Genomic DNA, 25,042 nt, shown 5'->3' with positions numbered 1-25,042 from the left:
AATCTTGACCCCCTCAGGAGATTTTGTATGGCCCAATCAAACTCATATCGTAAAACACAGATTGCTTTGCACTGGCTGATGTTCATCCTGTTTGTAGTGGCCTTGGCCACTATTGAGTATCGTGGCACAGTCCCCAAGGAAACCGGGCAGGCATTGCGCGATAGTCTGCGTGGCATCCACATTTCAGCCGGCTTGTTGGTATTTGTGCTGGCGTTTGTGCGGTTTGAGGAGCGCATCCGCCTGGGCACCCCGCCCGTGTTGGGGGATGCACGTTGGCAGGTGGTTTCTGCACATCTTTTACATTGGGCCTTGTACGCCTTGATGTTTGCCCTGCCCATTACCGGGATCATCTTTTCGCAAGCTGGTGGGCGTTCGGTCGCGCTTTTCGGCCTGGAACTGCCGACCATGATTGCGCAGAACCCGGATTTGCGTAATGCCGTGCGCGAAGTGCATGAAACGCTGGGTAATGCGGTGTACTTCCTGGTGGGGCTCCATGTGCTGGCTTCCCTTTGGCACCACTACGTGGTCAAGGATGACACCCTGCGCAGAATGCTTCCTTCATGCTGCAAGAAGGGTTGCTGCAACAAGGGTGATGCGGCAAACAGCTGATTGATTTTGCTTTGAAGGCAAATGATAAGGCCACCCACATCGGCTGATGTGGGTGGCCTTTTTCATGCAGATGCCTGGGGGGCGCTTGGCCTAGAGTCGGCTACCGCATTCCGGGCAGAACTTTGAGCCCATCAAGCGGGCCGGTTGGCATGCCGGGCAGGTATCCAGAGTTTGTGCGGGGGGCTGCTGCGCACTGGGCGCTTGTGGCGCCGGTGCCGCAGCGTTCTGGATGGCCTGTGAAATGGCGCCGGGCAATGCCTGATGCGCTTCGTGATTCTTGTCGCCCAACTGGTTCATCACCCCCAGTGCGTTGGCACGATGCATGTCGACGCTGGAGGTGGGGGCCACGATCATGCTTTGTTGTTGGGCGAAGTTGGTCAGATGCGCATGTAGGGTAGCGGCTTCGTTCTTCAGCCCACGCATGGCGAGAATGAAGCGCTCGGAATCCTTGCCGAAAGTCACCGTTTCAATCTCTGCAATCCATACCCGTAGCGTCATCGATTCAATATTGATAACTTGCTTTTGGGTCTTGATCCGGTCGGTGAACTGGTTGCCGTAGTCCATCTGGGCCGATTGATAGTTGCCCTTCATTTCCACCCAGATCAGGCGGGAGATGAAATCAAAGCGCCCCCACAATACCTTGCCGGCCTTGAAGCAATAGTTGCCCAGAATCCATAGTGAGATGCCCAGCGTGGCAATCGGAATGGCGATGGTGTTGATGCCTTGGTCCTGGCTGAAGAAATGCTTGGCGAAGAAGATCAGGGCCAGCACCGACAGGCCCATCATGACCAACCCATAGCTGTTGAGCCAGCCCAGCCAGCGGTAGCGGGGTTCGCCAAAGCATGATGGCAGAGTCATATTAGGCAGTTCGCCATTGGGGACGGGCTGGGTTTCTTCCAGCAACTCACCTTCAAAACTGCCAGACTGGATATTGAGTTGGACTTCTGGAATCTGCCGGGCATAGCGCCGATTGGGCAGCGAGGCGATCCATTGGTTTTGCATCTCGCGTTCCAGCTCGTCGATGATCTGCTTCGGATGGCTGTTCATCGTCAGCGTGCCTTGCTCGACAGCCATGCTGGCTTGCGGCGGGGTCTTCAGCGTCTGATTGATCACAGCCATGAAGAACAGCAGGATGGCGGCTTCGGTGACGATCATCACCACAGCCGCCTGCAAGGTGCCCGGCAACCAGATGGGTGGGGTCACGCCATGCACCAGACGCGGCACGATGACCGGGCCGAGGACTGAAATCAGGATCAGGATGATCAGCCCCTTCAAACCGACTTCAATCTGGTTCTTATCCCCTGCATCAAGCGGTTTGAGCAGGATGAACAGCGTCAGGCCGAAATAGAACAGCCCCAGCCAGGAAGCGCTTTCTGCACTGGCGCCTAATACAGATACCAGTAGGCTCAGCAAGGTAACCAGAATAATGAGTGCATTCTGGAACTGGCGTTGCGCCATCTGCTGGATACGGGCGGGGGCGAAAATCAGATTGGGGAGCGCCGAATACAGCACCCCGTTGAGTGGGCCAGTGGGTTCCTTGAATTCCAGGGAATTGTGGCGCAGCAGGTTTTTGAGTTTTTCGGCGCTAGCCGGGCTGCCAATCTGGTCTGCGGTCAGTGCGCTCGAAAGGTTTTGCGGTTGCCCACGCCCAAAAAAGAAACGCAGGCGGGAGAGCGCTTCTGCCCCCAGCTTGAGGCCATGCACCAGCATGACCAGGCCGATGCCCAGCGGGAGCCATGCTACGTGCGAACTCTGGCCGAGCGCACTACGCGCAGTCAGCAGGAGTGAGAGACCGCCTAGGAGCAGGATGGCGGCGGCGATGAAGTAGAAGATGTTTTCAATCCGGTACGGATTGGGAAAATCAAAGCGATTATCTTGCGAATTGTAATCGTATGACATGGGTGTGCCTGTCTTTGAACGATGAGAGAGTGCCCGCTGGCTGACATGGATGTGACAAAGTCATGACGCTTGAGACTAGCGCCAGCAAGGGCTGCAATAGTGTACCAGCCGACACCTTGCAATGTAGCGGACGTGTGTCATTTATTGGCGATGGTCAAGTTGTGCTGCAAGATGCAGAAGCAACAGCAGAAACAAAAAACCCGCCAGTGGCGGGTTTTTTTGTTTTACTCGGTACGGGAAGCGCGCTTGCGCTCCAGTTCCTTGAGGTGACGCTTGCGCAGGCGGATCGATTTCGGCGTGATCTCGACCAGCTCATCATCAGCAATGAACTCGATGGCAGATTCCAGCGTGAGCTGGATCGGCGGCACCAGGCGCACGGCTTCGTCAGTACCCGAAGCGCGAACGTTGGTGAGCTGCTTGCCCTTGATCGGGTTGACCACCAAGTCGTTTTCGCGGCTGTGGATACCGATGATCATGCCTTCGTACACCGGGTCGTTATGGCTGACGAACATGCGGCCGCGATCCTGCAGTTTCCACAGGGCGTAGGCCACGGCAGCGCCGTCGTCCTGGCTGACGAGCACGCCATTGCGGCGCTCATTCATGTTGCCTGCCACCGGGGCGTATTCGTCGAACACGTGGCTGGCGAGCCCCGTGCCGCGTGTCAGCGTCATGAATTCGCCCTGGAAGCCGATCAGCCCGCGAGCGGGGATGCGGTATTCCAGACGCACGCGACCCTTGCCATCCGGCTGCATGTCTTGCAGTTCGCCACGGCGGCGGCCGAGTTCTTCCATCACGCCGCCCTGGTTTTCTTCTTCCACGTCGACGGTCAGCATTTCATACGGCTCGCATTTGACGCCGTCGATTTCCTTGAACACAACGCGGGGACGACCCACGGCGAGTTCAAAGCCTTCACGACGCATGCTTTCCAGCAAAATCGTCAGGTGCAATTCACCACGACCCGAGACTTCAAACACGTCAGCGTCGTTGGTGTAGGTCACACGCAGCGCCACATTCTTGAGCAGTTCTTTTTCCAGGCGCTCACGGATCTGGCGGCTGGTCACGTACTTGCCTTCACGGCCTGCCAGCGGGGAGCTGTTGACCAGGAAGTTCATGGTCAGCGTCGGTTCATCGACGGCGATGGGCTTCATGCCTTCCAGGCGTTCCGGGTCACATAGGGTGACACCGATACCGACCTGATCAATCCCGGAGACGAGCACGATGTCGCCTGCTTCGGCCATTTCTGCCGAGCTGCGTTCCAGGCCGGTGAAAGTCAGAATCTGGCTGACCTTGGCCTTGCCCTTGTTTTCGTTGCCATACATCACCACCACTTCCTGATTTGGGCGGATACGGCCACGCTTGATGCGGCCAATACCGAGCTGGCCGATGTAGGTGGAGTAGTCCAGCGAGCAGACCTGCAGTTGCAGGGGGCCGTCGGCATCTACTTCAGGCGCGGGCACGTGCTTGAGGATGGCTTCAAACAGGGGCTTCATGTCAGTGCCGGGCTTGTCGGCATCCAGCATGGCGTAGCCGTTCAGGGCCGAAGCGTAGACGATGGGGAAATCAAGCTGTTCCTCGGTGGCGCCGAGTTTGTCGAACAGGTCGAAGGTGTGGTTGATCACCCAGTCCGGGCGCGAGCCGGGGCGGTCGACCTTGTTGATCACCACGATGGGCTTGAGGCCCATGGCCAGTGCCTTGCGGGTGACGAAACGGGTTTGCGGCATCGGGCCTTCAACGGCGTCGACCAGCAGCAGCACGGAGTCGACCATCGACAGCACACGTTCCACCTCGCCGCCGAAGTCGGCGTGTCCCGGGGTGTCGACGATGTTGATGTGGGTGTCGCCGTACTGGATTGCACAGTTCTTGGCCAGAATCGTGATGCCACGTTCTTTTTCAAGATCGTTGCTATCCATCACGCGCTCGGCGACTTGCTGGTTTTCACGGAAGGTGCCGGACTGGCGAAGAAGCTGGTCAACCAGCGTGGTCTTGCCGTGGTCGACGTGGGCGATGATAGCGATATTGCGGATTGCGCGGCTCATGGTTCTGGAGGGGATAACTGCTTGATAGAAAAGGGCGAGAGTGTATCACGGCTATGTGACAGACTGGCGAATTACGGAATAATTCGCCAGTAAGCCACTCAGTCTACTCCTCTTCGGGAGCATTTAGGGCTTGAGGTAGGCCTTCAAGCTCAACGGCCTCAATGCGGTTGAAGTGGCCGGAAATCTTCTTGCTGGACACGTGCACGTCCTGCGCGTCCTCGTGCGCTTGCCGGATGTGGGTGGCGAGTTTCTGCATGCGTTCATCAAAGCGGGAGAAGTCCTTGGCGAGTTTGCCCAATGCATCTTTGATGAGGTGGATCTGCTTGCGTGTTTCCACGTCCTTGAGCACGGCGCGGGCGGTGTTGAGCACGGCCATCAAGGTGGTGGGGGAGACGATCCACACGCGTCGGGTCTGGGCGTAGGCCACCACTTCCGGGTGGTAGGCGTGGATTTCCGCAAACACGGCTTCGGCGGGGATGAACATCATCGCCCCGTCCGAGGTTTCGCCCGCTACGATGTATTTGCTGGCAATGGCATCGATGTGGCGTTTCACGTCGGCGCGGAATGCCGTCTGCGCAAGCTTGCGGTCAGCCTCACCCGCATCGGGGGCAAACATGCGGTGGTAGTTTTCCAGCGGGAACTTGGCATCCACCGCCACCAGTCCGGTGGGCTCGGGGAGCTTGAGCACGCAGTCGGCACGCACCCCGGAAGCCAGTGAGTACTGGAATGCGTAGGCGTCCGGCGGCAGAGCGTTCTGCACCAGAGCTTCGAGCTGCACTTCGCCAAATGCGCCGCGTGCTTTTTTGTCGCCCAGCAATTCCTGCAGGCTGACCACATTGATGGTCAGATCCCCGATCTTCTTTTGTGCTTCGTCGATGGTCGCCAGCCGGGCCATCACGTTGGCAAAGGTTTCGTTGGTCTTCTTGAAGCCTTCATCCAGGCGTAGATTCACTACCCCGGTGATGGCGTCCAGCCGCTCATTGAGCGTGCGGGTCAGTACTTCCATGGTGTTGGTTTGCTGCTGGGCGGCGGTACGCAGCCCGTCTTGCAGCAATTCACGGTCGGCACGGGCTGCCTCGGCGAGCTTTTCCAGCGTGTGGGCCAGCATCTCGCCCTTGAGCTGTTCCTGGCGCTGCGCCAGATCGGCAGCCAGGGCATCCAGCTTTTGCGTTTGGCTTGCGGAGTGGCGGCCAATCAGTTCCTGCATCGCCAGATGCAACGCCTGCATGGCTTCGCGGGTGGCGGTGAGTTCCTGGTTGAGCAGATTGCGCTGGCGCTCTGCCGTATCGGTTTGCGCAGCCAACATGCGGTCGCCCAGCCGGTCTAGCCCGATGCCCATGTCGTTGAGCATGGCACGATGCGCCGCTCCCAGTGTGTCACGTTGTTTTTGTTCTGCTTGTGCGGAGAAAACTTCCAGCTGCGCAGGCAGTTGCTTGAGTCGCCATGCCAGCCAGACCACCGCGACGATCAGCACCCCCAGCAGGACGAGGATCAGGTTTTGCATGGCTTATTCGGCCTTCAGGGCTTCGGGTTCGATTTGCAGCGTGTCTGCGTCGCCGGCAATCAACACATGGCCTTCCTGCACCGTGCATTGCAGGCGCATGCCGCGCTCGGCCAATGCGGCCATTGCGCTGCAGTCCTCTGGCGACAGGCGCCATACGCTGAGTTTGTCCTGCCGTCCCAGACCCTTGGCATTCTGAAGCCACCATTGATCCAGGCCCCGCCCGTAGGCATACACGATGACCTTGTCGGCACGTCCGCAGGCCCGGCGCAGCAGGCGCTCATCGGGTTGGCCGACTTCGATCCAGGTGCGCACCTGCCCGGTCAGATCACGGTCCCACAGCGCAGGCTCATCGTCGCTGGAAATGCCGCGTCCAAACTCAAGCGACTCGCTGGCGTTCAGGATGAAGGCGAGCATACGTACCATCATGCGCTCGTCAGTTTCAGAAGGGTGGCGCGCCAGCGTCAGGCTGTGGTCGGCGTAGTAGTGGCGGTCGAGGTCGGCAATGCCAAGCTCTGCCTTGAAGACAGTGGAACGTAAAGCCAAGTTTCAGGTATCCCGTATGGTCGGTTTATTTTCGGCGGATCAGGAACACGAATTCTTCATTGCCCTCATCCGAGGTCGAGAGCAGTTCGTGGCCGGTTTGGCGTGCAAAGGCGTCAAAGTCCTTGACGGTCGAGGGGTCGGTGGCCACGACTTTCAACACTTGTCCGGTCATCATGGCGGACAAAGCCTTCTTCGTCCGCAAGATGGGCAAGGGGCACTTGAGCCCCTTGACGTCAAGTTCCTGGTTGAAGTCCATTCAAAATTACTCCGGAAATGGAAAAGCCGCCTAAGCACTCGGTTTTACCCCGGTGGGCAGGCGGTCTGGTGCAGATCGCAAAAGTATTGCAGATGAATTGTTCTATGGCAGTTTAGTGCATTTATCCGACGTTGAGCCATCCTTTGATGGTTCGCTGGCACGCGGGTCGGATTTGATCTTGCCGTCGGTTTCTTCACACAGGCGGATGCGCAGCTCCCGCAGATGAGCGTCGATGGCGGCTTCTTCGTAGGCGTTGGCACCGGGGCTGCGCTGGGCCAGACGCATCTGTTCAATGGCCGGTTGCAACAGCCCGTGCATCAGGTAGACCTGCGATTGGGCGCGATGCGCCAGCGCCGGTTTGTTCAAAGCCGTATATATTTTGGCTTCCAGTGCATACAGGCGGAAGTCGCCGGGCGTGAGGTTGAGCAGGTCTGTGACCAGGGCCAGTGCGCCTTCCCCGTCGCCTGCGGTAAGCAGCCCTTGCGCTTCGCAGTAAGACAGTGTGCGCCAGCCCGGATAGCTGCTGCGGGCCGCGTGGCAGATCTTGGCTGCGTCGGCGCCGTGGCCTTGTTCAAGCTCGATCTGCGCGCCCAGTGTGGCAACCATCGGGGTCTTGAGTTTGAGGGCCGCCAATTGGTTGAAGTTGCGTTGTGCCTCGGTATAGTTGCGTTCGGCGAGGTGGGCCAGAGTCAGGCCATACCAGCGTGCGGCCTTGTCCTGGATGCGGCCGCCTTCGCTGTGCCGGAGGCGTTGGAAGGTCGCGTTGGGTGTTTCCTGGATCACGGTCAGCTTGGCTCTGGTCAGCGCGTATTCGATTGAGTCGGGCACCTGCCGATAGGGCTGGGAACGCACGCGTCCCTGCATGTCGGAAATCCGGTCTGCCGTCAGCGGGTGGGTGCGCAGGAAGGCGTAAGCACTGTCTTCTGTGCCGGTGATCTGTTGCAGGCGCGTGAAGAAGCTTGGCATGCCCTGGGGATCAAAACCCGCCGCAGTTAGGATCTGGAAGCCGATGCGGTCTGCTTCGCGTTCAAAATCACGGGAAAAATTCAGCTGACTTTGCGTGCCAGCGGCCATCCCGGTTGCCAGTGCGGCCTCGGTGGCGGTGGGGCTGTTGCGGGCTGCCAGAATGGCGACCAGCAAGGACGCCAGCATCCAGGCGGTGGAGTTGCTCTGGGCTGCCGCACCCCGCCCGATATGGTGCTGCACGATGTGCGCCATTTCGTGGGAGATCACCGCTGCAAGCTCGGACTCCGTCTGGCTATTGACCACCAGGCCGGAATGCACCCCGATTACCCCGCCGGGCATGGCGAAGGCGTTGATGGTGGAGTCTTTCAGCACAAAAAAGGTGAAATTCCGATCCCCGGTGGCCCCGGAGGCGCTCAAGCGCGAACCCAGCGTATCGAAGTAGGATTCGAGTTCCGGGTCGTCAATGTAGCTGGGGTCTTCAAAGCGGTAGGAGGCGAGCGCCTCGTCACCGATTTTCTTTTCCAGGGCAGGAGACAGTATGCTTGAAGCCGTGTCCCCCAGATCCGGCAATTGCGCCGCGATGCTTTGGAGCGACAATGTGGCAGCCACGGCAACTGAAAGCAGACGAGTCAGGAGCGGGATCGTTTTCATCCGGCTATGATACTGTCCCTTGTGTACGCGACAAGTACGATATTGTAAAAAGATCTATGAGCGAAGAACTGACCCATTTCGATGCCCAAGGGCAGGCCCACATGGTGGATGTAGGGGCCAAGGCAGAAACCGCCCGGCGGGCTGTGGCAGGCGGGCGTATTGTGATGCAGGCGGCCACCCTGGCGATGATCCGCGAGGGTAACGCCAGCAAGGGCGATGTGCTGGGGATTGCCCGTATCGCGGCAATCCAGGCTTCCAAGCGCACGGGGGACCTGATCCCGCTCTGCCACCCCATCGGCCTGACCCGTGTGGCGGTGGAATTCACGGTGGATGAGGCCGCCTCTGCGGTGGATTGCCAGGTCACCACCGAAACCGTGGGGCGTACCGGCGTGGAGATGGAGGCGCTCACCGCCGCCAGCGTAGCGCTGCTGACCATTTACGATATGTGCAAGGCCGTGGATCGTGGCATGTGCATTGAAAATGTGCGCCTGTTGGAGAAGCTTGGCGGCAAGTCTGGGCATTGGCGTGCCCGATGATGGTGCGTTGAAGCTAGATGGGCGAAGGTGATTTGGTCTAAACTCGGAGTTTGGTAAAACTCTTACACCGAACGCCATGGCGCAGGAAACCGAGCTGAAGCTGGTCTTTCCACCAAGCGCTCAATCGCAGGTCTTGGCACACCCTCTGATTGCCCGCAGCAAACGCCTGGGGCAGATCCAGATGCTGGTCAATACTTACTATGACACGCCGGATCTAGCACTTGGACAGAAAAAAGTGGCGCTGCGTACCCGCAAAGCGGGCAAGCAGATGCTGCAAACCGTGAAATGTGCTGCTGAATCGGTAGGGGGCTTGTCTTCCCGACCTGAATGGGAGCAGAACTTTTCGGGCGAATTCGATTTTTCGGCGGTTGCCGATGAACCGCGCCGTTTGCTGGAGCAGCACCGCGAAGCGATTGTGCCGCTGTTCTCCACGGATTTTCACCGTGAAACCTTTGTCCTGGAGCCCGCCGAAGGGGTGCGCATCTTGGCGATGGTGGATCGGGGCACGATCAAAGCCGCAGGGCGGGAAGAGGATATCTGCGAACTGGAGCTTGAAATCGAGCATGGAGAGCCTTGCCACCTGTGGGCGCTGGCGATTGAACTGGCGCAGGATCTGCCGGTGGTGCCGTTCGACCCCAGTAAGGCCGCACGCGGTTACCAGCTCTTTCGTGACGAACCGGTTCGCCCGGTGCGTGCCCAGCCTTCTTGCATCCATGCCCAACAAAGCCCCGTGCAGGCGTTCAAAGCCTTGGGCTTTCAGATTCTACAGGCCTGGCAGGCCAACACCTGGGGGGCCTTGAATCTGGATGCCCCCGATTATGTGCATCAGATGCGAGTGTCGTTGCGCCGCCTGCGCACCCTGGTCCGGGTGTTTGCCAAAGCGCTGCCAGCCCAATTCGTCAGTGAATGGACGGAGGTGCTGACCCGTTTGGCCAATGGAATGGGAGTGGCGAGGGATATGGATGTGTTGCTGGCTTCGGTGGTCGCACCTGTTGTGGCAGATAGCCCGGATGACGATGCGTTGCTGGCTTTGCAGGTGTGCTGTGATCAGGCCCGGCAGGGCGCCAAGCGTGTTGCGCGGGAGCAGATGCGCCAGAGCAATTGCGGCGCCCCTTTGCTCAAATTTGCGCAGGAACTGAATGGTTTGGCCGATGTGGGGGCGGGGCAGTCCCTGGTGATATTCGCCCATGCCTGCCTGCGCCGCCTGCGCAAACGCCTGCGGGTGCGTCTGGCTCAAGCGGTGGCTGACCCTGGTCCGGTGGCTTTGCATAAATTGCGCATCGGCTTCAAGCGTATGCGCTATGCCCTGGAATTCTTTGCCCCGTTGATGGTACAAAAAACCGTGGTGGAGTACCTCAAGCAGCTCTCAAGCCTGCAAGACGATCTGGGGCATCTGAATGATCTGGAGGTTGCCCAGGTCTACTTCCATGCCTGGGGCGACAAACAGCCTGCCCTGCGCGAAGCGGGGGGATTTGTGCGTGGTTGGCATGCGCCCCAGGCGGCAGCCTTACGGCAGGCCGTACTGGAGCGTTCGGCCCGGCTGCTCGAAGCCCGTGCGCCTTGGCGAAAGCTGGATAAATCAATACACAAGGGGAGCCAGAGTGTGGCGGCCCCTCATCACGGAGACAGTTGATGGATCTTTTGTTGTGGCGACATGCCGAAGCGGCTCCTGGTATTCCCGATGCCACCCGTACCCTGACTCCGCATGGCCGCGAACAGGCCAAGGCTGTGGCGCGCTGGCTGGATGCCCATGCGCCACGCCGCTTGCGCATCCTGGTCAGCCCGACGGTGCGCACACGTCAAACTATTGAAGCATGGCGGCGCGAGTATGAGCTATGCCCCGAAATCGGCATCAGCGCGCGCGGGGGGAATCTGCTGACTGCCGCAGATTGGCCCAGCTCGCGTGATGCGGTGTTGCTGGTGGGTCACCAACCCGCTTTGGGCGAGGCCGCAGCCTTGCTGCTCGATAGCGAGAAAAAGGAATTTGCCGTGCGTAAGGGGGCACTGTGGTGGTTCCAGTACCGCGAACGTGATGGCAAGCTGGGTACCGAATTGCGGGCGGTGATTTCAGCCAGTTTTGTGTGAGGGTCGGCACGGCCATCCCCGCTCTGCGCTAAAATGGCCGACCCATGAAAATTCTAGCCCTCGAAACCTCCTGCGAGATCGCTTCGGTCGCCTTGCTGTGCGATGGCGAGTTGCACTCGCAAACCTTGGTGAGCCCCCCTGCGCATTCGGCCGGATTGTTGCCCTTGGTGCGCGAGCTGCTCGCTAGGCACAAAGTCCGTCTGGCAGAGCTGGACGTAATTGCCTTTGGCCGTGGCCCCGGCGCCTTTACCGGGGTGCGCCTGGCCTGTAGCGTGGCCCAGGGGCTGGCGGTCGGTCTGGGGCTGCCTGTCGCGCCTGTTGATAGCCTGCTGGCGCTGGCGGAAGGTTGTGATGCCTCCCAGGTGTACTGCGCCATGGATGCGCGGATGAGCGAGGTCTACGTGGCCCGCTATGTGCGCGGCGAACAGGGCTGGCAGACCGATCTGGCGCCTGTCTGTGTCGTGCCCTCTGCCATGCCTGTACCTGCACAAGCGGGTTGGGTGGGGGTGGGTACCGCGTTCCGGGTCTATCCAGAATGCGTTGCTGCGTTGGCTGACAAGATTGTGGTACAGGACGCCAACGCGGTGCCCGGTGCGGCAGCGGTGGCACGTCTGGCGGGTTCCACGAATTGGGTGGATGCGGCCGAAGCAGCCCCGCTCTACGTGCGGGATCGTGTTGCCTTGACCGTGGCCGAACGTCTGGCGGCAGGGGGTAAGGCGTGAGTGCGCCCAACTTCACCCCGATGCGTGAAGATGACCTGCTCTGGGTGGCCGAGCAGGAGCGGGAAATTTACCCTTTCCCCTGGAGCCTCAACAATTTTCGTGATGCCCTCTCGGCTGGTTACAGCAGTTGGGTGATGCGATGTGGCGCAGAAACCATCGGCTATGCGGTGCTGATGCTGGTGATTAATGAAGCCCATCTGCTGAATATCAGCATTCTGCCGCAGTGGCAAAAGCAGGGGCAGGGCGATTGCCTGCTGGCCCACCTCAAAAAAGTGGCCGTGCAAAACGGAGCCGCCAGCATGTTTCTGGAAGTGCGCCCCTCCAATGTGCATGCCTTGGATTTTTATCGGCGCCGTGGCTTTGAGCAGATCGGTCTGCGCAAGGGCTATTACCCCGCTGCGCAAGGGCGGGAGGATGCCCTGGTGATGAGGAGCGAGCTGTGAGCCGCCGCGAACAGATTCTGGCTGAAATGGGGCTTGCCCCGCTCTGGCATCTACGTGGGGCGGAGCATGCGGCTGAGCCCGAACTCGTGACGCCGGTGGCTGATCCGCGTCCGGCACCGCCAGTGCCGATTGCCCAGGCGGTCAGCCGGGTGGCGCAGACTGTTCTGGAAGCGGTCAGTGCGCCGGCCGCAACGCCTGCCCCAAGGGATGCCGCTGCGAAAGGATCTGGTCTGGCCCATATGGGCTGGGAGGAACTGGATCAAGCCGTCAAAGATTGTCGTGCCTGCGGTTTGTGCAAGGCGCGCAAGCAGACGGTGTTCGGCGTGGGTGACCGTGAGGCGGATTGGCTCTTTGTAGGCGAGGGGCCGGGCGCAGAGGAAGACGAACGCGGCGAGCCCTTTGTGGGGCAGGCTGGCAAGCTGCTGGATGCCATGCTCGGCAGCATCGGCTTGCAACGTGGTCAGGATGTGTATATCGCCAACTCGGTGAAGTGTCGTCCTCCGGGGAATCGTACCCCGGAAGCAGGCGAGATTGCGGCCTGCCATCCCTACCTCGAACGTCAGATCGAATTGATCAAGCCCCGCCTGATCGTGGCTTTGGGGCGCCCGGCTGCGCAGACCTTGCTGAATGCAGAAATCAAGATCAGTTCCGCCCGTGGCCGGGTGTTTGACCGCCACGGCATTCCTGTTGTGGTGACCTATCACCCCGCTTATCTGCTGCGCAATCTGGAAGATAAGCACAAAGCCTGGGAAGACCTCTGTTTTGCGGTCGACCAGATGCAGGCACTCAAAAAGAATTAAGGATTGAGGCGATGGCGATCGAGTTGAGCAAGGAAGCCCGCGCAGCGGCAATTGAGTCGATGCAACGCTATTTTTCGGAAAACTTTGATGAGCCGCTGGGCAATCTGCAGGCGGGGGCGCTGCTGGATTACTTTATCCAGGAAATCGGCCCCAGTCTCTACAATCAGGCGATTGCCGACGCCCAAAGCGCACTCCAGGCCCGTGTGATGGAGCTGGACATCGAGTGTCACGAGGACGAATTTGCCTATTGGCGTAAGCGGGGCGCAAGGCGCTGAACAAGCAGCGCCTTTGCCGTGGTGTGGATGTCAGTGATGCTTGTCTTCGAGTAGTGCGATGGAGTCGAACTCGCGCTGGTTGGCATCATGGCGCCGTTTGATCAGGTACATCGCAGCGGCGGTGAAGAGGCCGAATAGCGCAATGACCATTTCGATGGGCAGATTCCAGCGCAGCAGCAGGTAGTACAGGTAGGTCATGGCCAGGATGCTGAGGTTTTCATTGAAGTTCTGCACTGCAATGGAGTGACCCGCGCCCATCAGCACGTGCCCACGATGTTGCAGCAGGGCATTCATCGGCACCACGAAGAAGCCAGAAAGTGCGCCCACCACTACCATCAGGAGCATGGCCAGATAGCTGTTGTGGATGAAGATCATGGCGTTGATGAGCAGCCCCATGACGATCCCAAGCGGGATCACCTTGACGGACCTGCGCAGGGTGATGAATTTGGCTGCGAGGATCGAGCCGATCGTCACCCCCACGGCGACGATGCCCTGCATTTTGGTGGCAGCCGACAGGTTGAGCGACAGATTGTGTTCCGCCCACTTGAGCACCAGGAACTGTAAGGTGGCGCCTGCGCCCCAGAACAGGGTGGTGACGCCCAGCGAGATCTGCCCAAGCTTGTCGCGCCAGAGCAGCGTTACGCAGTGCGCGAATTCATGCACCAGGAACAAGGGGTTGCTCTTGAGTGGCTTATGGTCAACGCCGGTTTCCGGCACATACAGGTTGAAAAACGCCGCCATGGCATACAGTCCCACCACGATCAGGGTGGCAACGTGGGCCACGCTGGCGATATCGGTACTCAGCAGCGGCAGCCCCAGGTTGACGATGTGGGCCGCCAGATCAGGGCGGATCAGGATGCCGCCGAGCAGGGTTCCGAAAATGATGGCACCTACCGTCATCCCCTCAATCCAGCTGTTGGCCACCACCAGTTTGGAGTGCGGCAGCATTTCGGTCAGGATGCCGTACTTGGCTGGGGAATAGGCCGCAGCACCTAGGCCGACGATGCCGCAGGCCAGCAAAGGGGGCATGCCAAAGAGCATGGTGGTGCAGCCGACCACTTTGATGGTATTGCTGATGAGCATCACCCGCCCTTTGGGCATGGAGTCAGCAAACGCGCCCACAAAAGCCGCTAATACTACGTAGGGGACGGTGAAGAAAAACTTCAGCAGTGGAGCCTGATCTGGAACCCCAGATTGTTGCAGGATGTAAATAGCGGCTATCAACAATGCGTTGTCTGCCAGCGCGGAGAAAAACTGCGCCAACATTACAATATAGAAACCAGCGCCCATCGGGATTCTCTGTGTATCGAACCAAGGGAATCAGTTCGTAATGTTCGCGTTTATACCATACTCCTTGGGGCATGCCGGTTCGAATCTTGCGTATCACTTGACGATTGGCATCGACGCCGCAGTAAACGTGAGTGTACAATTTGATAAATATCATTTATCAGGAGCTAGGAAATGGCTGATCGCAGATTGCAGGTGTTTCACGCCGTCGCCAAACTCGGGTCTTTTACGCGTGCAGCTGAAACGTTGTACATGACGCAGCCCGCAGTGACTTTCCAGATCAAGCAGTTGGAAGAACAATTCAACACCCGCTTGCTGGACCGTGGCCATGGCAAGGTGACCCTGACTCCCGCCGGGGATATCGTGTTTGCTTACGCAGACCGTATCCTGGGCTTGTCTGATGAGATGGAAACCCGGATCGCGGAATTGACCGATGAGCTGACCGGGGTGATCACCATCGGCACCAGCCAGACGATTGGAGCCTATTGGCTGCCCATGCTGCTGGACAAGTTCATCAAGAAATACCCGCGCGTGATTCCCCGCGTGTTCGTGGCGAACTCGGAAAACATCGAGAATCGCGTGGCTGCGCATGATCTGGATGTTGGTTTGGTGGAAAAACAGTCCGCCGACCCGACGCTGGAATGCTCGCTGGCTTGCCGGGATGAACTTCTGGTGGTTGTGCCACGCGGGCATGAGTTGGCATCGGCCAAATCCTTGACGGCTGAAACCCTGCAGGGTTATCCATTTGTTGACCGTGACCCGGGTGCTGCGATTCGTGCCCTGGCCGAAGAGTTTTTCCGCAATAACGGGGTGCCACCTGAAACACTCAACCGGCGCGCCGAACTGGGGTCTTTGGCCAGTATTTTGCATCTGGTCGAGCAGGGGCTGGGTTTTGCGCTGGTGGCCAGTGCGGCCCTGCGTGCCCGCAAGGATGATGCGTTGACGGGGGTCTCGCTGGAGCCGCGCCTGTATTCTTCGCTGAATGTGTTGGTTCCCAAGGACCGCTTCCGTGCCCGCCTGCATTCGACCTTTGCCGAATTTACGGTCAAGCTGTTCTCCGAAATTGAGCAGGGTGTGGTGATGCCTGCCTCGTCGCTTAACAAGATTTCGAGCCAGCCCCAGCCCTGAGAACCTGTTCATAATCTTACTGCGAGGCCGTGATCGGGGTTCATGCGCTGCTCGAAATCCTCATCTATGCAAATAGACTCCGGTTTCTGCGCTGCTCTTCATCCCGCTGACGGCTTCTCGCTACAGATTCTGAACTGGTTCTGCCGCGGGATGGCGAGCAATTGTTTGACATGATTGACGCGGATAGGAGGCGGGAGGGGTACACTGTGCACCTCCCGTTGTTCCGGGCACGGCTTGCAGCCGGGCCAGGAACCTTGATCTCCTGAACCTATTGAACATCATGTCTCGTCCCATCCTGGCCCGTATCGATCCCCAAGCCTTTCGCCACAACTACCTCTTATCCAAGAATCTGGCGGGCAAAGCCCAGGCCCTGGCGGTGGTCAAGGCCAATGCCTATGGGCACGGGCTCTTGCGTTGCGCAGAGGCAGTCCGGGATGTGGCTGATGGGTTTGCCCTACTAGAGCTGGCTGAGGCGATGAGCTTGCGTGGTGCCGGTTTTACCCAGCCCATCGTGTTGCTGGAAGGCTTCTTTGCCCACGACGATCTGCAGCTGGCGGCGGCTCACTCCATCACCTCTGCTATCCATTGCGAAGAGCAGTTGCGCATGCTGGAATTGACGGAGTTGGAACACCCACTGGATGTTTTCGTGAAGCTCAATACCGGCATGAACCGGCTGGGTTTTGTGCCAGAACAACTTGCTACCGTATTGAATCGTTTGCGCGCCAGCGGCAAGGTTGGTCAGATCGGCGTGATGACGCACTTTGCCTGTGCCGACGGCACAGGGATTGATGCGCAACTGGCGCGTTTTGAAGCGGCGGCGCTCCCCACCGGGCTGGCATGCAGCGTGGCGAACTCCGCAGCCCTGCTGCGTTATCCCCATGCCCATCATCAATGGGTGCGCCCCGGCATCATGCTGTATGGCGGCTCCCCCATGCCGGACCTGCAAAGTGCCGAACAAATCGGTCTGCGCCCGGTAATGACCTTTGCCAGCCGGGTCATCGGTGTACAGAGCCTTCAGGCTGGTGAAGCTGTGGGCTACAGCGCCACCTTTACGGCGGACCGTTCGATGCGGGTTGGCACTGTGGCCTGTGGCTATGCCGACGGTTATCCACGCCATGCCCCGACCGGCACGCCGATCCTGGTCAACGGCCAACGCACCCGTACCCTGGGGCGGGTCTCCATGGATATGCTGGCGTGTGACCTTACCGATATCGATGCCGATGTGGGCAGCAGCGTCACCTTGTGGGGCGAGGGCATGCCTGCCGATGAGGTGGCAACGGCAGCAGGTACGGTGAGTTATGAATTGTTCTGTGCCCTGGCCCAACGTGTGCCCGTGGTGGAGTGCTGATGGCCAAGGCGAAAAGCGTTTATATCTGTACCGAATGCGGGGGGCAGAGCAGCAAATGGCAGGGGCAATGCCCCGCTTGTGGCAACTGGAATACCCTGGTGGAAGGGGTGGCCGAGCAACCCTCATCCTCGGCGCGCTTTGCGGCGCTGGCCGCCAGCAGCGGCAAGCTCCAGACGCTAGGGGAGATTGATCCGCGCGAAGCCCCGCGTCAGTCGACCGGGGTTGAAGAACTTGACCGCGTGTTGGGCGGTGGTCTGGTGCCGGGCATGGTGGTGCTGATCGGGGGTGATCCCGGCATCGGCAAATCGACCTTGTTGTTGCAGGCCTTGGCCAGCCTCCTGCGCACCCAGAAGGTGTTGTATGTGAGTGGTGAGGAATCTGCCGAGCAGGTTGCGCTCCGCGCCCAGCGCCTCCAGTTGGACGCGAAGGGTTTGCCGCTGCTGCCGGAAATCTCGCTGGAGAAGATCCTTAACGTCTTGCGTGACACCCGCCCCCAAGTGGTGGTGATCGACTCCATCCAGACCATGTATTCCGAAGTGCTGCAATCAGCGCCCGGTTCCGTGGCCCAGGTACGGGAATGCTCGGCGCAACTCACGCGCCATGCCAAATCCAACGGTATGGTGATGGTGCTGGTCGGCCACGTCACCAAGGATGGAGCGCTCGCCGGGCCGCGTGTGCTGGAGCATATCGTGGATACCGTGCTGTACTTTGAAGGGGATACGCATTCGAGCTTTCGCCTCGTGCGGGCCTTCAAGAACCGTTTTGGGGCAGTCAACGAACTCGGTGTGTTTGCCATGACGGACAAGGGCTTACGGGGGGTGAGCAACCCTTCTGCCTTGTTCCTATCGCAGCACCCTCAACCCGTGCCGGGCAGTTGCGTGATGGTGACTCAGGAAGGCACCCGCCCCCTGTTGGTGGAAATCCAGGCGCTGGTCGATGCAGCACACATGAACCCGAGAAGGCTATCAGTCGGCCTGGAGCAGAACCGGCTGGCGATGCTGCTGGCGGTGCTGCACCGCCACGGGGGGATTCAATGTGCCGATCAAGACGTATTCATCAATGCAGTGGGCGGCGTCAAAATCACCGAACCGGCAGCCGATCTGGCCGTGTCGCTGGCGATCGTTTCCTCACTGTCTGGCCGGGCTTTGCCGCGCAAGCTGGTGGCCTTTGGCGAAGTGGGGCTGGCAGGCGAAATCCGGCCGGCACCACGCGGGCAGGAGCGCCTGAAGGAAGCGGCCAAACTGGGCTTCGAGATGGCGCTCATCCCCAGCAGTAACGCCCCCAAACAAGACATCCCCGGGATGAAGGTGATAGCTGTGGAACGGATCGACCAGGCGCTTACCGCACTAAGGGAACTCCACCAGTGACGCAGCCCTGGCGGAGCAGGTTAGAATATTAGTTGTTCAATTGCACAAATCTTAATCTGGAGGATTCAAACATGTTGAAGAAATGGGTGATCGGTAACTGGAAGATGCATGGCAGCCTAGCTGACAACAAGGCGCTGATCGATGGCATCCGTGCCGAGCTGCCCGCGCTGGATGCGCGCGTCGGTATGGTGGTCTGCCCGGTGTTCCCCTACATTCCGCAACTCAAGCAGATCACCGCTGGCAGTGGCATTGGCGTGGGCGCACAAGACATTTCCGAGTTCGCCAAGGGCGCCTACACAGGTGAAGTGGCTGGCCCGATGCTCAAGGACGTGGGCGTTGAATACGTGATCGTCGGCCACTCCGAGCGCCGCACCTTCCATGGCGAGCACAACGAACAGATCGCCCGCAAGGCCAAGGCCGTGATCGAAACCGGCCTGATCCCGGTCGTCTGTATCGGTGAAAGCCTGGAAGAGCGCCAAGCCAACCAGACCGAAGCCGTGCTGACCGCCCAGCTCGACGCCCTGTTTGCCGTGGTGGGGACTGACAACGCCAACATCATCCTGGCCTACGAACCTCGCTGGGCCATCGGCACTGGCGTGGCCGCTACGCCAGACATGATCCAGGCCGTGCACTCCTTCGTGCGTGCCTACCTCACCAAGCGCAGCGCTGCCGTAGCCGGCCTGCCGATCCTGTACGGCGGCAGCATGAAGGGCAGCAACGCTGCCAGCATCGTCACCCTGCCGAACGTGGATGGTGGCCTGATCGGCTCCGCTGCCTTGAATGCTGCTGAATTTGTGGCAATCTATAAGGCCTTGGTGGCTTCGGTCGCTTAACACCTAGCAGGAGCAGGACTGGATGCGTCAGATCGTTCTGGATACCGAAACAACTGGCCTTGACTGGCGTGGTGGAGACCGCGTGGTTGAAATCGGTTGTGTGGAGTTGCTCGACCGCAAGCTGACGGGACGCAGCTACCACGTCTATCTGAATCCCGAGCGGGAGGTGGGCGACTCTGAACGCATCCACGGCTTGTCCGACGAGTTTCTCGCGGACAAGCCCCTCTACCGCACCATTGCGGCAGATTTTGAGGAGTTCGTGACCGGCGCGCAGTTGATTATTCACAACGCTGCCTTCGATACCGGCTTCCTGAACATGGAGCAGGAGCGCATCAAGCGTACCAAGCTCACCATCCTCTGCCCGGATGTGATGGATACGGTGAAGGTTGCCAAGGAAATGTTCCCTGGCAAGAAGGCATCGCTGGATGCTCTGTGTGAGCGCTACGCGATCAACAATTCCCACCGTACCCTGCACGGTGCCTTGCTGGATGCCCAATTGCTGGCTGAGGTGTATTTGGCAATGACCCGTGGTCAGGAAAGCCTGGCGATGGGGTTTGAGGCGGAACAGGGCGAGTCGGCTTCTGATGAGCGCGGCGGCATCGGCCTGGGTGAGCGTCGAGCCATCAAGGTTCTGCGCGCGACAGACGAGGAGATGCAGGGCCACGACAAGGTGCTGCAGGAAATTGCCAAGAAGGCCAAGTGTCTGTGGTTGCCACCTGAGCCCGAAGTCGCAGCCTGAATTCTTTTATCTGCTGCGTTGCTTACACTGCACGCCAGATCCTTTCCGTATCGATCTGCACATTGATCTGATCTCGCGGGATCACAGCCACAATATCGAAAGGCTTGTGCGCTGTATTCCGGACTGCCGGGGTGGGGTATGCACCCCCAGTGGCGTTGACCAGACTCAGTACCTGCGGCGTATTGGCGGCTTCCCCTCGCCGGGTGACCAGTGCTTTGTCGCCATTGGAGAGCAACACAAAGGTGCCGGGCGGGAAGATGCCGATCTCCTTGATCAGTACCGTCACAAACGGATTGCTCCTGCCTCCGCCAGATTGAATGTACAGCGTTCTGGCCGCCTCTTGCGGGCTGACTGGCTTGCGTGCAGCTCGGGGGCTGACTTTGGCGGTGAAGATGTCCACCGTCTGGATCAGGAGTGCCTCTTCGCTCGGATGGGTAATCCCGAAAGGGTAGCCACCGCCGCCGAGGCGTTCATGGTGCTCCGCAACAGCCTGTAACCAGACCTTGTCTTCAATCCCCACTTCCACGAGTAGATCGACAGCAAATTGTGGGTGGCGGTGGATTTCCTGGCGTTGCACGGGGCTGGGGGCCATGCGTTGGGTGCACAGCGTCTGCTGCACATCCAGCATGGCAAGGTTCATGGTGAGTGCGGCACAGACAAGGCTTTCACGCCGGTCAGACTCCCAGCCAAGGCGTTGGGCGACCAGCTCACACATGACTGCTACGTGGATGCTGTGGATGATGGGGTATTGCTTCTGACCGGAAAGGATGATGGCCGCCAGGGCCGTATCTGGGTTACGCAGGGAAAGATCATGGATCAGCTTGGTCAACCCTTTGATCTGGGCGCGGAAATCCACCTCCAGGCGCATGTTGCGCAGCAGCGCCCCCAGCTCAGAGATGATGCTATCCCACAGGCGAAACGGATCGGTGGTCTTGGGGGGCTCCGGCGGTAGCTTGTAGATGCTGCTCCCGATCAGGCTTTCATCCACGTACAGGCCGTGGGCCAGCAGCACATCCCGCTGTGATTCACGGGTCAGCTGGTAGCCCTTGCACAGTAGAAGCGCCCCCGAACTATCAAAAACATCCCAGGGCAGGGGTTTATCAAGTAACAATAGTTTCGGAGGAATGTGATGCATAACGAGCCTTGTTGCCGTCAGATCAATGGATTAGCAATGGTAACGTGTTTGCTCAGAGAAACTTGATAGATGATTGCACGAGCGAACTCTTTCTGATTGTGAAAGAATTCACCCCTTGAATTTAGCTTTCCATCCGCAGAACCATGAGCCAGAAGCAGTACGACGAATCCTCTTTCCGTGTTCTCAAAGGGCTGGAGCCGGTGCGCGAGCGTCCCGGTATGTACACCAGGACTGATTCCCCCTGCCACATCATCCAGGAAGTGATCGACAACGCCGCCGATGAGGCTTTGGCAGGCTTTGCCAAAAATATCCACGTACTGGTGTTGCGTGATGGCTCGTTCACGGTGACGGACGATGGCCGTGGCATTCCGGTTGGCCCACATCCGGTGGAAAAGGTGCCGGTTGTGGTGTTGGCCTATACCGTGCTCCACGCGGGTGGCAAGTTCGACAAAAAGTCCGGTAACTCGGCCTACGCATTTTCGGGTGGTTTGCACGGCGTGGGCGTGGCGGTGACGACGGCGCTGTCGCAGCGCGTGGAAGTGGAAGTGCGCCGTGAAGGGCAGGTCCACCAAATCGCCTTTGCCGATGGCGGGCGCGATATCGGCAAACTGGTGGAGGCAGGCTCTTGTGGTCGACAGACCGGCACCCGCGTGCGGGTCTGGCCCGATGGCAAGTATTTCGACTCCCCAAAGGTGCCGATGAACGAACTTGAGCGCCTGCTGCGTTCCAAGGCCGTGCTGCTGCCCGGTGTTCGTGTGATTCTGGAAGTCGAGCAGGCTGATGGCAGCCTTGTCAAACAGGAATGGCGCTATCAGGATGGCTTGCCGGGTTATCTGCGTGAAATGGCCAGCGGCGCCGAGCCCATCACCCCGATCTATGCCAGTGAGAAGTATGCCGGCGAGGACGAAGACTTTGCCGTGGGCGAGGGGGTAGCCTGGGCATTCGGTTGGTTCGACGGCATCCAGCTGGGTGAGAGCTACGTCAACCTGATTCCGACTGTGGCCGGTGGCACACACGAATCCGGCTTGCGCAGCGGTGTGTTTGAAGCGGTGAAGAGCTTTATCGAACACCACAGTCTGCTTCCCAAGGGCGTCAAGCTTCAGCAAGAAGACGTGTGTGGCAAGATGAGCTACGTACTCTCTGCCCGTATCCTTGACCCACAGTTCCAGGGACAGGTGAAGGAAAAACTCAATAGCCGTGAAGCCGTCAAGCTGGTCTCCACCATGTTGCTTCACCCCTTCGAGGCATGGCTCAACCAGAATGTCGAATTCGGCAAAGCGATTGCCGAACTGGCGATCAAGCAGGCGCAATCCCGCCTGAAAGATGCGCAAAAGGTCGAAAAGAAAAAGAGCAGTGGCGTAGCCGTGCTCCCCGGCAAATTGGCCGATTGCGAAAGCGAGAACATTGCCGACAACGAGCTGTATCTGGTGGAAGGGGATTCCGCAGGCGGCTCGGCCAAGCTGGCGCGGGAGCGGGAAACACAAGCTATCTTGCCGCTACGTGGCAAAGTGCAGAATGCCTGGGAAATCGACCCCAATCGGCTCTTTGCCAATGCCGAAATCCACGACATATCGGTCGCCATCGGCGTGGATCCGCACACGCCAGAGGCCTCGGATTCGGTTCTGGATCATCTGCGTTACGGCAAAATCATCATCATGGCCGATGCCGACGTGGATGGTTCACACATTCAGACCTTGCTGCTGACCCTGTTCCTGCGTCACTTCCCACGCCTGGTTGCCAAGGGCCATGTATTTATCGCCTTGCCGCCACTGTTCCGGATCGACGTTCCCGCACAAGGCAAAAAACGCCCAGCGCGGCGCTTCTATGCGCTCGATGAAGGCGAACGGGCTTCTATCCGCGATCGTCTGATCAAAGAAGGTTTCCGGGAAGAACAACTGGAAATCGGCCGCTTCAAAGGGCTGGGCGAAATGCAACCGGCCCAACTCAAAGAAACCGCCATGGACCCGGCTACCCGCCGGGTACTGCCGGTGACGATTGATCAAGGCATTGATGCGCGAACACTGGCTTTGTTTGATCTCCTCATGGGGAAGGGCGAGGCATCAAGCCGCCGTGCGTGGATGGAGGCCAAAGGTAACCTGGTGGAAGCAGACCTGTAAGCCATCATGCAAAATGGTTGAGCCTGATTAAGGCTTGCCCCATGCCCTGATTGTGGAGCACATCAGCTGCCCACAGTCGGGGCATTTTCATTTCAAGAGCATGCATTTGTTATGGCCGAAAGAGCCGATGACAAAATTGTTCTGCTGCATTGTGCTGTACAAGGGCTCGCGCGCCACTTTTTATGCTGAGCTTCCTCCCGGAGCAGTCCGAGGTGATGTGGAAAGCGATAGAATCGCATGACTATAGACTATGTGCTTTGTATAGAACGGCTACCCGCAAAAGCGGCGAGCCTGATTTGGATATGAAGCGCGCTTTGATTGGGGGAGATATGGAAGCTTCACAAAAATCAGCAGACGAGAAATTTTGCCAGGAATGCGGCGCAGTCATTAAGGCTAAAGCAGAGATTTGCCCCAAGTGTGGTGTGCGTCAGCCTGCCGTAGTGGGGGCCATCTCTGGTATTCCGGGGCAACGGCGCTGTACCTCCTGCGGATTTACTGGGCAGATGAAAACCTGGATGCGGAATCACACAATGCCACAGCTTGTTGCATTGATCCTGATCCTGTTTTGGGTGCTCCCTGGTGTCATATTCATTGCTTGGGCCTGGGGTAAATACAAATGCCCGCATTGCGGCAAGGTTGGAGAGCATATCCCTGCATAGCCGGGATGGGGGCTTGGACGCAACCTGATAGACCGATACAAAACAAAGGCTTGCAACGTCAGTTGCAAGCCTTTGTTGTTATATGCCGTTTCAATGATTCAATCCAAGCGAATTACCAGTAGTGGATTCTTGGCAGAAAAACTGGAGCCGGAATGTAACAAGGGCCTGCGACATCATCGCAAGCCCTTGTCTTGAATTGGTGGGCGGTACTGGGCTCGAACCAGTGACCTCGTCCGTGTGAAGGACGCGCTCGTACCAACTGAGCTAACCGCCCGCAACAACATGAATGTCGTCGTGAGAGGCAGCATTATAGGGATTTTTACGAGCTTGTCAAACACCTCACCGAAAGTTTTTGTTCCCGTGCTTTGATGCGCTGTTTTCCTTCTTCGGGTATTGAGCTTGAATGACTGCAAGCCTGAAGAGTGTGCGGATATTATGGACGGATACGGGATGCTTGTTATAGGAGACCGCGTGTTTTAACGCCATGCACTACCAGTGTTGTCTTGTGCTTTGCAACGGACCGCAAAAAAGCAGGGCGTTGACACCCCTTCGTGGAGTAGCGCGTTTCATCAATGCCCATATCCATATACAACATAGGGGCTTCATTTCTTGTTCTTGCAAGAGCAATTCAGAAGTGACGCTTCATGGATTGGCTGGATGGGGAGGTGCAAGGCGAAGCATGACGATCTTCTACAAGCCAAATGCCTGACTATCCAGGCAGTCTGAAAACCTTTCGCAAGAAAAGCCTTGACGCGGGCTGGGGAAAGTCCCATAATTCATCTCCTTCGCTGCTCACGCAAACAAGCAACGGCAACGAAGGGCTGAATCGAGCAAGATGTAGATCTGGTGCGGTTTAGCGAAGAGTTGGGCAGGTTGTTGGTAGTTAAAACAAAGTGCTTGACTCTGAATGTGAGGCGTGTAGAATGCGCCCCTCTCGCAGCAAACGAGACGCTCTTTAAAAAGTTGAACAACCGATAGGTGTGAGTGCTTGATCAGAAGCCGCTGTCGCAAGACAGCATGCAAAATGATTGAATACTCAACACCAAATGTCAGTAAATGAATTTGAGTTGAGCTTGTAAAAAAGATTGAACTTAAGAGTTTGAT

24 protein-coding genes and 1 tRNA gene are annotated in these 25,042 nt (G+C 58.5%); 15 read left to right on the top strand and 10 right to left on the bottom strand.

Annotated elements, in window-relative coordinates; genetic code table 11:
• Positions 1-27: 27 nt before the first annotated feature.
• On the top strand, positions 28-609 hold the full coding sequence (locus B145_RS0109755; protein ID WP_018607004.1) for a cytochrome b: 582 nt from the start codon (positions 28-30) through the stop codon (positions 607-609).
• A 90-nt stretch (positions 610-699) separates the two neighbouring features.
• Here the strand turns inward: B145_RS0109755 and B145_RS25130 are convergent, their stop codons facing one another.
• From B145_RS25130 to B145_RS25125, 6 genes are all read right to left on the bottom strand, one after another.
• Positions 700-2,508 (bottom strand): zinc ribbon domain-containing protein, encoded by a 1,809-nt coding sequence (locus tag B145_RS25130; protein WP_018607002.1) that lies wholly within the window; start codon positions 2,506-2,508, stop codon positions 700-702.
• A gap of 224 nt (positions 2,509-2,732) precedes the next feature.
• Positions 2,733-4,544: a translational GTPase TypA gene (gene typA / locus B145_RS0109745; protein WP_018607001.1), complete on the bottom strand. Its 1,812-nt coding sequence runs from the start codon at positions 4,542-4,544 to the stop codon at positions 2,733-2,735.
• 103 nt (positions 4,545-4,647) lie between these two features.
• Positions 4,648-6,048, bottom strand: coding sequence for a DNA recombination protein RmuC (locus B145_RS0109740; RefSeq protein ID WP_018606999.1), 1,401 nt, complete (start codon positions 6,046-6,048; stop codon positions 4,648-4,650).
• Positions 6,049-6,051: 3 nt separating this feature from the next.
• Positions 6,052-6,591: a YaeQ family protein gene (locus tag B145_RS0109735; RefSeq protein ID WP_018606997.1), complete on the bottom strand. Its 540-nt coding sequence runs from the start codon at positions 6,589-6,591 to the stop codon at positions 6,052-6,054.
• A 25-nt stretch (positions 6,592-6,616) separates the two neighbouring features.
• Positions 6,617-6,847 (bottom strand): sulfurtransferase TusA family protein, encoded by a 231-nt coding sequence (locus B145_RS0109730; RefSeq protein WP_018606995.1) that lies wholly within the window; start codon positions 6,845-6,847, stop codon positions 6,617-6,619.
• 102 nt (positions 6,848-6,949) lie between these two features.
• Complete coding sequence (locus B145_RS25125; protein ID WP_018606993.1) at positions 6,950-8,464, bottom strand: M48 family metalloprotease; 1,515 nt, start codon at positions 8,462-8,464, stop codon at positions 6,950-6,952.
• 56 nt (positions 8,465-8,520) lie between these two features.
• Here B145_RS25125 and moaC point away from each other — a divergent pair, with 56 nt between their 5' ends.
• The 7 genes from moaC (at position 8,521) to B145_RS0109690 (ending at position 13,325) form a co-directional block, all read left to right on the top strand.
• Positions 8,521-9,000 (top strand): cyclic pyranopterin monophosphate synthase MoaC, encoded by a 480-nt coding sequence (moaC, locus tag B145_RS0109720; protein WP_018606991.1) that lies wholly within the window; start codon positions 8,521-8,523, stop codon positions 8,998-9,000.
• Positions 9,001-9,076: 76 nt separating this feature from the next.
• On the top strand, positions 9,077-10,633 hold the full coding sequence (locus B145_RS25120; protein WP_018606989.1) for a CYTH and CHAD domain-containing protein: 1,557 nt from the start codon (positions 9,077-9,079) through the stop codon (positions 10,631-10,633).
• Positions 10,633-11,085: a SixA phosphatase family protein gene (locus B145_RS0109710; protein WP_018606987.1), complete on the top strand. Its 453-nt coding sequence runs from the start codon at positions 10,633-10,635 to the stop codon at positions 11,083-11,085. The genes B145_RS25120 and B145_RS0109710 overlap by 1 nt, the downstream gene beginning before the upstream one ends.
• A 44-nt stretch (positions 11,086-11,129) precedes the next feature.
• Positions 11,130-11,807: a tRNA (adenosine(37)-N6)-threonylcarbamoyltransferase complex dimerization subunit type 1 TsaB gene (gene tsaB, locus B145_RS0109705; RefSeq protein ID WP_018606985.1), complete on the top strand. Its 678-nt coding sequence runs from the start codon at positions 11,130-11,132 to the stop codon at positions 11,805-11,807.
• Positions 11,804-12,250, top strand: coding sequence for a ribosomal protein S18-alanine N-acetyltransferase (gene rimI / locus B145_RS0109700; protein WP_018606983.1), 447 nt, complete (start codon positions 11,804-11,806; stop codon positions 12,248-12,250). Before tsaB ends, rimI begins: the two co-directional genes overlap by 4 nt.
• Positions 12,247-13,050, top strand: a complete 804-nt coding sequence (locus B145_RS0109695; protein WP_018606981.1) for a uracil-DNA glycosylase — start codon at positions 12,247-12,249, stop codon at positions 13,048-13,050. Before rimI ends, B145_RS0109695 begins: the two co-directional genes overlap by 4 nt.
• A gap of 11 nt (positions 13,051-13,061) precedes the next feature.
• On the top strand, positions 13,062-13,325 hold the full coding sequence (locus B145_RS0109690; RefSeq protein WP_018606979.1) for a DUF2164 domain-containing protein: 264 nt from the start codon (positions 13,062-13,064) through the stop codon (positions 13,323-13,325).
• Positions 13,326-13,355: 30 nt separating this feature from the next.
• Here B145_RS0109690 and lplT read toward each other — a convergent pair whose 3' ends face one another.
• Positions 13,356-14,615: a lysophospholipid transporter LplT gene (lplT, locus tag B145_RS0109685; protein ID WP_018606977.1), complete on the bottom strand. Its 1,260-nt coding sequence runs from the start codon at positions 14,613-14,615 to the stop codon at positions 13,356-13,358.
• Between the two features lie 171 nt (positions 14,616-14,786).
• Here lplT and B145_RS0109680 point away from each other — a divergent pair, with 171 nt between their 5' ends.
• The 5 genes from B145_RS0109680 (at position 14,787) to dnaQ (ending at position 20,027) form a co-directional block, all read left to right on the top strand.
• The gene (locus tag B145_RS0109680; RefSeq protein ID WP_018606975.1) at positions 14,787-15,740 is read left to right on the top strand and encodes a LysR family transcriptional regulator; all 954 of its coding nucleotides are present in this window, start codon (positions 14,787-14,789) and stop codon (positions 15,738-15,740) included.
• A gap of 280 nt (positions 15,741-16,020) precedes the next feature.
• Positions 16,021-17,088 (top strand): alanine racemase, encoded by a 1,068-nt coding sequence (gene alr / locus B145_RS0109675; protein WP_018606973.1) that lies wholly within the window; start codon positions 16,021-16,023, stop codon positions 17,086-17,088.
• Complete coding sequence (gene radA, locus B145_RS0109670; RefSeq protein WP_018606971.1) at positions 17,088-18,455, top strand: DNA repair protein RadA; 1,368 nt, start codon at positions 17,088-17,090, stop codon at positions 18,453-18,455. Before alr ends, radA begins: the two co-directional genes overlap by 1 nt.
• 71 nt (positions 18,456-18,526) lie before the next feature.
• Positions 18,527-19,288, top strand: a complete 762-nt coding sequence (gene tpiA / locus B145_RS0109665; RefSeq protein ID WP_018606970.1) for a triose-phosphate isomerase — start codon at positions 18,527-18,529, stop codon at positions 19,286-19,288.
• 22 nt (positions 19,289-19,310) lie between these two features.
• Positions 19,311-20,027: a DNA polymerase III subunit epsilon gene (gene dnaQ, locus B145_RS0109660; protein ID WP_018606968.1), complete on the top strand. Its 717-nt coding sequence runs from the start codon at positions 19,311-19,313 to the stop codon at positions 20,025-20,027.
• Between the two features lie 22 nt (positions 20,028-20,049).
• On the opposite strand, the gene B145_RS0109655 is transcribed toward dnaQ, so the two are convergent.
• Complete coding sequence (locus B145_RS0109655) at positions 20,050-21,162, bottom strand: HD-GYP domain-containing protein (protein WP_018606966.1); 1,113 nt, start codon at positions 21,160-21,162, stop codon at positions 20,050-20,052.
• 143 nt (positions 21,163-21,305) lie between these two features.
• Here B145_RS0109655 and B145_RS0109650 point away from each other — a divergent pair, with 143 nt between their 5' ends.
• Positions 21,306-23,279 (top strand): DNA topoisomerase IV subunit B, encoded by a 1,974-nt coding sequence (locus B145_RS0109650; RefSeq protein WP_018606964.1) that lies wholly within the window; start codon positions 21,306-21,308, stop codon positions 23,277-23,279.
• Positions 23,280-23,494: 215 nt separating this feature from the next.
• Positions 23,495-23,938, top strand: coding sequence for a hypothetical protein (locus tag B145_RS29065; protein ID WP_157288355.1), 444 nt, complete (start codon positions 23,495-23,497; stop codon positions 23,936-23,938).
• 197 nt (positions 23,939-24,135) lie between these two features.
• On the opposite strand, the gene B145_RS0109640 is transcribed toward B145_RS29065, so the two are convergent.
• Both B145_RS0109640 and B145_RS29060 read right to left on the bottom strand, forming a co-directional pair.
• Positions 24,136-24,212, bottom strand: a tRNA-Val gene (locus tag B145_RS0109640).
• Positions 24,213-24,730: 518 nt separating this feature from the next.
• Positions 24,731-25,042: hypothetical protein (locus B145_RS29060; RefSeq protein ID WP_033406836.1), on the bottom strand; the 312-nt coding region annotated here is incomplete at its 5' end.

This window comes from Uliginosibacterium gangwonense DSM 18521, from assembly GCF_000373965.1.
GTDB lineage: Bacteria > Pseudomonadota > Gammaproteobacteria > Burkholderiales > Rhodocyclaceae > Uliginosibacterium > Uliginosibacterium gangwonense.
This window is presented reverse-complemented; position numbering and strand designations above follow the sequence as displayed.